Raw genomic sequence first — 9,237 nt, forward strand, 5'->3', positions numbered from 1 at the left:
TACGCATTTGATCTTCTGTTCTCTGAAACATAACAATGGACCCCACCTATATGATATGCCCGTAGAATATCCAAAAATATGAAATATATAATCACACATTAATCAAAAGTCAGACAAAAGCCGAGATTGGCAAAATGGAAATATCCACAAACCAATCACCGGCTGTTTTTGTTTTACAAACCCTATTAGGATAACAGTGATAGAACTAGTAATCTTTTTGAATCCATTTATGGTTATTTAGGTTTCTCGTTGACATACAGTTTACCAATAGCTATCTGACGAGATTAGTTTCCGTATTCATCCCGCATTATCACTTCATAGAAAGGATGTCGGGTTATTTTTTAAGTGTTTTTTTGCGTATTTTCTCTTCTTACTAGTAAATTCGACAAAAATCTTCAGTGTTTTGGTAAGAAAAGAACCCGCTTTTCATTAAGTGATAAATGGTTTAGGTTTAAGGGATAATGTTAAACTAGGATTTTTAAAAATTATAGAAAAAAGTAAGAGCGTATTTTACAATGGAATACCCTAAAATCCTGTTGAATAAAATAGAAGGATTTGACATTGAGGAGGTTTTGTCTATTGGCTAAAATTATCGTTTTTTATGAACAACCTAAGGACAAAGAAGGATTTGAAAAGTATTACTTCGACGTTCATATTCCTCTAGGAAGGAAGATTCCCCATATTAAGAGTGAATCGATACAACGAGTCATTCAAACGCAAAATTCCAACTTAAATTTTTACTTAATCACTGAACTTGAATTTGAAAGCTTGGATACACTAAATCAAGCATTGTCTAGCCCTGAGGCAAAAGCTGCCGAGGCGGATGGAATACATTTATTTAAATACCTAAATAATCCTCCTATAATCACAATAATTGAATAAGAAAAGGTTCCCTACTAAATCGGAGTGAATGTCACTCTCTCTCATTTCTTGTTTCCAATAATGTTCAATAGGTAATAAACAATAATCAGCGAAACTTACTATCCAAATAATGGAGAGTAACTTTCGCTGTTTTTTATGACTAAGTGGTTTTAAGAGTATTAGACATCATTCACCTTATTTTTCCAATAACCCATTCTACTGTAAGAACTGTTTGGCCACTTCAAAGGCACTTTTACCATTAACATTTACTTGACTATTCTAATTGAACTTCTTTGCTATTTTATTATGGGTGACTTCGATTTTCCCTGGCAGGACGAAAAGATACTCAATTAAGCTTTCTAATAAGTCCATTAGTAACGAGGACGTCTCGTAATCCATTTCAGTTTCCAATTCAAGCATCCGATATAGGGAATCATCAGTTTTCAATAAATGGCTAAGGGATAGAATAGGCTTTGCTAAATCAACATGTTTCGGCAGGATTTCAAGCTGTTGAGACAAGGGCTGCGCATTACTTTTTTCATCGAGAAAATGCTTTAGGATACTTTCAATCACTCGTTTTGACATCACGGCAGTGGCTGAATTTTCTCTAGATTGATAAACATTTAATGCTGAACGATAGGCTCTGATTAGGTCTTTAGGTATATTGGGTAGAGTTTCTATTTGATTAATCGGATGTTTGGAAGCTTGTGGGTCATAAATATAAGTATCAGCATATTCACCATGTTCATCTAAATCTTCCTTAGTCATAATGATAAAAACTGCTGATTTTTTACAAGATGGACAACTACACTCCGTTACGATGCCATTCTTACTACTCTGGTAATTTGCATTAAGCATAAATTCAGTTGTTTTTCTGCATCCCGGGCACTCACATTGAATATTCTTTGGTATTTTTAGATTCCCATATTTGATGTGAGAAATGATGGATCCTGGATTTATCCTTCTCATTTGTTATCCTCCCGAATTTTCCATTTATGCATAATACAATGTTTCTCCTTTTACTACTTCACAGATTAGATTTACTTACTATAGTTTTTTCATCATTTATTATATCCATTCCAAGTACTAATTAAATAATTCCTATAATGCTTTTTAGTTACCCGAACCTATACAGTGTTAATAGGATGTTACCATTTTTTCCTAATAGTTACCCGACTATTGTTACCGACAATATCTGCAGATTATTTTTTTAACTTATTATCAATTGATGCTTATTTGAAATATCAAGGACCGAATTTTAAATGAATTTATGTCTGAATCGGCCGAAAAGAGTGAATAAAAAGGGGCTTGGGCAATAATATTGGTTTGAATTTCATTAAGATTTCCCCCTTTATTGGACAGATTGCGTGTTTAAAGTTACTTTTTTAAAAAAATATTTTGTTGTCAATTTATTAGTCATAATTTAGTATTTGAATTGTGAAAATTGGAAAAAATCTAATAAATTTTTAATGATGAATAATACACATCCAATGAAAATAACGTCCATTTTTCATAGAATATCTTTTTCAAGTGTGAAAGATGAAATCATACGAAGAAATCTAGTATTAATAGATTGATATTACCAGTCTGTATTTACAGGTTGATTAATATAAAAAAAAATAGGAGGTTGACAAATGAGAAAAAAGGTAACAAAACAAATTACAGGAAAACTTAGTAGAGATAGGATGAAAAGAAAAGTATTCATTTCAACGGCTGCATCCGTGTTAAGTTTGACGTTGTACATGTCAGGAGGATCGAGCTATGCAGCAACATCCAACCACGTTCAGCTTAATGGAGCAGCGCCAATGGCCGCTAAGCACGGTACTCTCATTGGTCACACGAACAGCAGCACGAAATCTTCTTTAACAATTGCCTTGCAATTAAGAAACAGAGATAAACTGGACCATTTTATTGACAGTTTGAGCGACCCTTCCTCTCCTAACTACAAGCATTTCATATCACCTGAAGAATTCAAAAGTCAATATGGGCCAACTGATGAAACGGTTGCCAATGTGAAGAGCTATTTAACTAGTAAAGGCTTTAAAGTCCAAGATGTTTCAGCCAATAATGCGTTTATTACGGTCAGTGGGACAACCGGACAAATGGAAGATGCATTTGGTGTAACGATTAATAACTATAAAAATTCCAAAGGGCAAACCTATTATTCAAATGCCCAGGCACCGATGATCCCTGCGGAATTTTCCGGAGTAATCACAGATGTAGAAGGGATGAATAACGAAGCACACTATACACATCCAAAAATCAGTAAAACATCACCCTATGTAAATCAAAAGCCAGCAGCAGTTATACCGAATGTGGGCAGCGGTCCAGCTGGCGGGTATACGCCTGATGAATTGAAAGGGGCTTACGATGTCAGCGCGCTGGCAAGTGCCGGCTATACAGGTAGCGGTCAAACAGTAGCCGTCATGGAGCTTGACGGATATAAGGCTACGAACACTACCAACTATAGTAACTACTATGGTCTTGGAAGTCCTGCACCAACGAACGTTTATATCGACGGTTATAACGGTGCTGCCGGTCAAGCAGAACTTGAGGTTGAACTGGATATTGAGGTCATCAATGCGATAGCTCCAAAAGCGCAGGTCATAGTATATGAAGCACCGAATACAGATCAAGGTTTAATCGATAATTATCAAAAAATTGCGTCTGATAATCTAGCAAAAACAATCTCCGTCAGCTGGGGAATCGGCGAACAGCGTATCTCAAGTGCGACCATGAATAGCCTCCATACAATTTTTCAGCAATATGCTACACAAGGACAAAGTATTTTTGCTGCGTCTGGTGACCATGGGGCTTACGATTCAGGCGGCAGTACCTTAGAAGTCGACAGTCCTGCAAATGACCCATATGTGACAGGTGTTGGCGGAACCCACTTAAATCTAAGCGGATCTTCTTATAGCTCTGAAACAATTTGGAGCGATACCACATCCAGGTGGGGAGGCGGCGGCGGTTTGTCCCAAAAATATACTATGCCTTCTTTCCAATCAGGTACTGGTGTCCAAAATATGTATACAAATGGCTATCGGCAGGTTCCGGATGTATCGGCCGATGCTGATCCAAGCACTGGTTATTCTATCTATAGCGGGGGCTCCTGGACTGTAGTCGGAGGGACATCGGCAGCTGCACCTTTATGGGCAGGAATCGCGGCCCTCAATAATCAGTACGCTGCAGCCAATGGTAAGGGCAATCTTGGCGAGGCGAACCCAACTCTTTATAGAATGTTTAATACTGTACAAACATTTCCGGCGTATCATGATATTACGTCCGGAGACAACTTATTTTATCGGGCAACACCTGGCTATGATTTGGCATCCGGTATTGGGACCCCGGATGCATATAATTTGATTCGCGATATAAACAGTCCAAGCGGAGGAACAGGCGGAGGAACAGAGCTTATTACAAATGGCGGTTTTGAAAATGGACAGTCTCCTTGGGTAGAATCGAGCACTAACGGCCAACAATTGATTACAACCCAACCGCATTCCGGCAGTTATTCTGCATATCTAAATGGCTACAATAAGAGTACTGATATAATCTATCAGACTGTTACTATTCCATCCACTGCAACGAGTGCTTCTCTTACTTTTTGGACCTGTGTATCCACCAAGGAAAGGAAACATCCCTATGATTATTTTTATGCACAGGTTAGAAATACAAGCGGGTCAGGCCTGTCCACCCTGTTAACTTTGAATGATGGAACGGCAGCAGGATGGGTGCAGCATAGCTTCAACCTTTTGGATTATAAAGGGCAGACCATACAGATTGCTTTTAAGGGCACCAATAACAGCAGTAATCCAACTGATTTCTTTGTAGATGATGTAAGCTTACAGGTTCAATAACATAAACCCGGCGGTCTTTATTAAAAGGAGGCCGTTGGGTTTGTTTTAGACGGGAAGATTAGTCATAATTTAGTATTTGAATTGTGAAAATTGGAAAAAATCTAATAAATTTTTAATGATGAAAAATACATATTCATTGAAAATAACGTCAATTTTTCATTGGATATCTTTTTCAATAAACAAGGTAAGTGTGAAAAATGAAATCACATGAAGAAATCTAGTATTAGTAGATTGATATTACCAGTCTGTATTTACAGGTTGATTAATATAAAAAAAATTTCGGAGGTTGACAAATGACAACAAAGGTGAAAAAACGAATTACAGCATTAACTCTCATCTTTACCGTAATCCTATCTCTATTTAGTAGTTTGGCTTCTGCCTCACCTGAAAAGTTAGTAAAGGAAACAAAGGAACCGCCCACAAAGGAGATCGTAAAACTTACTCCAAGTGAATCGACAGTCTCGTTCTCTCTTTCTAAAGGCAAACATGAATTAAAGGCTGAAGCAGAGTATAAGGATGGTTCCAAAGCCGATGTTACAGCAGAAGGAAAATGGACTTCACTAGATGAGAAAGTTGTAACAGTTGCTAGTGGAGTGCTAACAGCTGTGAATGCAGGGTCTACACATGTACAATTCAGTATTGGTAATGCAGTGTTAAACGTTGCAGTAAATGTTACTCAAGATGCGCGTGTTTTAAGTCAAACTCTAAATGCTTCAGTAGGGAAAACAATTGTATCGCTCGTTTTAGCTGCACCTAGAATATCATTCATAGATGAAGGGAAAGAGCGTCCTATCGCTTTAAAAGCGCTTTATAGCGATGGTTCGATGGAAGACGTAACTAATTTAGCTACATGGGAATCACAAGATCCGTCGATTGCAAAGGTTGAAAATGGCGTATTAAAAGGGATATCATCAGGTGATGTTTCATTGGGAGTAACCTACTCAACTTTTCCACAGATAAACTTCTTTGCTTCTATAAAAGATGTTCCAGATAATGTAACAGAGCTTAAACTTACGGCTGCCGTGTTGAGGTTAGAAACCTCTGATAAGCCGGTTCAAGTAGAAGCCTTTACAAGGGATCTCATGGGGGGTGCAACTGTTACCAATTTAGGAAGTTGGACAACGACAGATCGTAATGTTGCTACCGTTAGTAAAGATGGTCAGATTACTCCAGTTGGACTAGGACAAGCCTATATATATTTTAAATACGATAAATTGGTTTCTGCTGTACTTGTTAATGTTGTTAAGCCGGTGAAGCTTGTAACCGATACACCTGCTGTTGAAATTTTGCCAGGTGCAAATTCGCCGGTTAACTTAACCGAAGTATTCACTAACGGAATATCAGAGGGTGGTATGCTTTTAAATCAAAATGTAAATCCATATGATGTGAAGTGGACTGTCGAAGACAGCAGCATTGCAACGGTAACGAATTCAGGATTAATCATCGCAGGTAAGCCAGGTAAAACCATTGTGACAGCTTCCTATCGATCAGATGTTCTTCCTCCAGTTAAAATGGAGGTTACTGTCACCAATAAGCTTACTACTCCAAGAGTTATTGGTTTGACAGGTTCTCCATCAAATATCTCCATAGGTGTAGGTGAAGAAAGCGCGCCTATTGCGATAACAGCGATTTACAGTGATGGGAGCACGGAGGATGTCACAGCTTCCGTTGAAATGTATCCCGACAATCCTTTCGTAGCTTCAGTTCAGCGAACAAATGGTGGTACACCAAAGGTTATTGGTCAATTGAGTGGCGCGACCATTTTACATGCTGACTATAATGGTGGTCGTAACACTGTAGATATCCCGGTGGCAGTCACGAATAAAGACGGTCAGAGGAAGGCTCCAACCCCTGAATCGATTTCTGTTACACCAGATATGAAAAATATGGTAGTACATCAACAGCAGCAATTGGAGGTAAAAGCAAGCTATACGGACAAATCTGTGGTAAATTCGACTTCAACTGCGGTTTATAAATCATCTAATCCTGATGTTGTTAATGTGAATAAGGATGGCCTACTTACTGCTGTAAATACTGGTACAGCAATAGTTACCGTAGATAGCTCTGGTTACTCAAAGCAGATTCCTATTACCGTTTCAGAAAAACCTTCTAATGATTTCGTGAATAAAATTGTTGGTCTGATTCCTAGTGAAACGAACATCTCCTTTCAGTTAGCTGACCACACACATTCGTTTTCTGTAAAAGCAAAATATCAGGATGGTTCAACAGCTGACGTCACTTCAGACTCAAGATTCACATCATTAGACCCGGACATTGTTACAGTTAAGAATGGTGTTCTTACAGCGGTTGCACCAGGTACAACTCAGGTCCTTATCGATCACGGAACAAGCACCGAAATCTTGAATGTTTCAATTCATTCTGGAAATGATGCATCTACAGAGGATTTAAAAATTGAGTCATTGCTTGTATCCTCAATGGATGTTGTTGTTCAAAAAGATAAGCTTTATCCCGTACATGTTCTTGCCCAATACAATGATGGGACTCAAAGAGAGATTACGAACTCAATCCAGTGGAGTTCAGCGGATCCTACTATTGCTGGTGTAACAGACGGGAAATTTACTGGAATGAAACTTGGAAAAACGACAGTTAGTGCAACAATTGCAGGCTTCCCTCCTATTAAAATTCCAGTAAAAGTACAAAGTCAACCTGGACCAGTAAATTTAGTAGGAATTGTTAGCACGGGGATGGTATTACAGCCTGAAGCAGGAAATATAGTACAAGCGATAACTTGGGGTAGCAATGGGATGATATTACACCCTGAAGCAGGAACTGTTGATGCGAACGCGTTTGCTGAATATACAGATCATAATATAGTTCAGGTTGATACAGAAGGGAAATGGGAATCTTCCGACGAAAGTGTAGCAACTGTTGACCAGAACGGGGTCATTACATGGGTCGGCCCTGGTGAAGCATACATCTGGTTCAATTATAATGGTTTGAAAGATGCTATTTGGGTAAGAAACACTAAGCCTGTAGATTTATATTGGGCTGAAAACGGTGTATGGACAACTAAAGATATAATGTTAGAACCTAATAAGTCCACTGACATCTCAATTAATGGATTCTTTGGTCGTCCAGGCAGAGATGGAAATTGTGATTGTTATAATCTTAATAGCAAAGCAAAATTGACGGTGGCGGACGAATCGGTTGCAACGATTTCTGCTGATGGACATCTCATCGCTCACTCTGTTGGAAAAACGACAATAACTGCTACTGTTTTTGGAATGACAAAGACAATTGATGTTGAAGTTGTAGCAAAGTATCCTACACCTCCTACATTTACTTTGGGAATAAGTTCTTCGCCGGGTTATATCATAAATTCAGTAGGCTCAACAAATGATGTAGTCATAAATGCTATGTCCAGCGATGGAACGGTAAAAGACGTTACGGCTGATATCACTTGGGGTACGTCAAATCCGGAAGTAGCTGAGGTGACCGCTGATCATAAGATCGCAGCGAAATCTGAAGGGGCGGCTGTGATATTTGCGGAATATGACGGTTTTAAAATCATAATTCCTGTTATCGTTAAACCTAATTAAATTATGTCCATTTAGAATGATTGATGATGGGATTTCAATTCGCCGCAATGTTTAATATGAAAAGCCAGAAATTTGTGGCCATTCACCCCAAAAGGTTGAGAAGTAAAAAAAATGGGAGCCGTTTCTATCGAAATGGCTCCCGTTTTTTTAGTTTCATACTTTATATTGTTCACTAATACCCTATCACACTATTAAAAAAGACAAACCCGACATGGGTCTATCTCTTCGAGTTTATCAAACTAGAAAGTATGAGCAAGATCTTTAGCACGGGCAATAGCATTTTCTTTTATTTCCTGTGCTTTATCTGGCATTGCATTATGTCCTTCTACAAATAGACCTTCAAAAGCCGGAATTCCAAAGAAACTCATCATTACACTTAAATAACGGTGTCCCATTTCCATTTGAGCTGCCGGACCTTCAGAATAAACTCCACCGCGAGCTTGAATGTGCAATGCTTTTTTATCTTGTAGTAGTCCCATAGGGCCGTTTTCTGTGTATTTGAAAGTTTTCCCAGCCACAGAAACTGAATCAAGATAAGCCTTCATAACTGGAGGGAATGAAAAGTTCCAAAATGGTTTTATTTTGAATCAAAAATAAAATAAATAATAATTCTTGAATTTTATTATTTTTAATTCGAGGTAATTTTATAAAATGATTTACTGAATGTCAAAAAAATTGTCCTGGGACACCGCTAACATATCCAATTTTTTAGTGAACATCAGCTTGGTTTTCGAAAATCACTTTATACTGGAAATTTGGTGGCAAACTGCTTCTTATTGCTTTAAAAAAAAATTCAATTGCTTCTTCAGATTCAAATAGGATACCACTAATGATTTTATTTTCAATTTCAAGTTCTTTTCCTTTTTGATCAAATATTTTCACCCTAAATATCATAAATGACCGTCCATATTATTTTATTATTTGGCTCTGTTAATTTTGGCTGTTGATTTCCGCTC

Annotated in this window: 5 protein-coding genes and 1 pseudogene; 3 read left to right on the forward strand and 3 right to left on the reverse strand. The window is 37.9% G+C overall.

What is annotated here, in order from left to right; all coding sequences use genetic code 11:
* The first annotated feature begins 579 nt into the window (after positions 1 to 579).
* The gene (locus ABES02_RS20085) at positions 580 to 882 is read left to right on the forward strand and encodes an EthD family reductase (protein WP_430138881.1); all 303 of its coding nucleotides are present in this window, start codon (positions 580 to 582) and stop codon (positions 880 to 882) included.
* A 258-nt stretch (positions 883 to 1,140) separates the two neighbouring features.
* On the opposite strand, the gene ABES02_RS20090 is transcribed toward ABES02_RS20085, so the two are convergent.
* The gene (locus ABES02_RS20090) at positions 1,141 to 1,830 is read right to left on the reverse strand and encodes a hypothetical protein (protein ID WP_430138883.1); all 690 of its coding nucleotides are present in this window, start codon (positions 1,828 to 1,830) and stop codon (positions 1,141 to 1,143) included.
* 665 nt (positions 1,831 to 2,495) lie between these two features.
* Between ABES02_RS20090 and ABES02_RS20095 the strand changes: the two genes are divergently transcribed.
* Both ABES02_RS20095 and ABES02_RS20100 read left to right on the forward strand, forming a co-directional pair.
* Complete coding sequence (locus ABES02_RS20095; RefSeq protein ID WP_430138886.1) at positions 2,496 to 4,721, forward strand: protease pro-enzyme activation domain-containing protein; 2,226 nt, start codon at positions 2,496 to 2,498, stop codon at positions 4,719 to 4,721.
* A 293-nt stretch (positions 4,722 to 5,014) separates the two neighbouring features.
* On the forward strand, positions 5,015 to 8,281 hold the full coding sequence (locus ABES02_RS20100; protein ID WP_430138889.1) for an Ig-like domain-containing protein: 3,267 nt from the start codon (positions 5,015 to 5,017) through the stop codon (positions 8,279 to 8,281).
* A 239-nt stretch (positions 8,282 to 8,520) separates the two neighbouring features.
* Here ABES02_RS20100 and ABES02_RS20105 read toward each other — a convergent pair.
* Both ABES02_RS20105 and ABES02_RS20110 read right to left on the reverse strand, forming a co-directional pair.
* A pseudogene (locus ABES02_RS20105) lies at positions 8,521 to 8,862 on the reverse strand (NAD(P)H-dependent oxidoreductase); the annotation flags it as partial.
* 127 nt (positions 8,863 to 8,989) lie between these two features.
* The gene (locus ABES02_RS20110; protein ID WP_430138891.1) at positions 8,990 to 9,175 is read right to left on the reverse strand and encodes a hypothetical protein; all 186 of its coding nucleotides are present in this window, start codon (positions 9,173 to 9,175) and stop codon (positions 8,990 to 8,992) included.
* Between the last annotated feature and the right edge of the window lie 62 nt (positions 9,176 to 9,237).

Origin of the sequence: Neobacillus pocheonensis, assembly GCF_050477905.1 — a bacterium.
Lineage (GTDB): Bacteria > Bacillota > Bacilli > Bacillales > Cytobacillaceae > Neobacillus > Neobacillus pocheonensis_A.

What these genes read in the sequence shown, in the direction of transcription:
- ABES02_RS20090 (WP_430138883.1), bottom strand. Translation starts at nt 1,830, where the DNA reads ATGAGAAGGATAAATCCAGGATCCATCATTTCTCACATCAAATATGGG.
- ABES02_RS20095 (WP_430138886.1), top strand. Translation starts at nt 2,496, where the DNA reads ATGAGAAAAAAGGTAACAAAACAAATTACAGGAAAACTTAGTAGAGAT.
- ABES02_RS20100 (WP_430138889.1), top strand. Translation starts at nt 5,015, where the DNA reads ATGACAACAAAGGTGAAAAAACGAATTACAGCATTAACTCTCATCTTT.
- ABES02_RS20110 (WP_430138891.1), bottom strand. Translation starts at nt 9,175, where the DNA reads ATGATATTTAGGGTGAAAATATTTGATCAAAAAGGAAAAGAACTTGAA.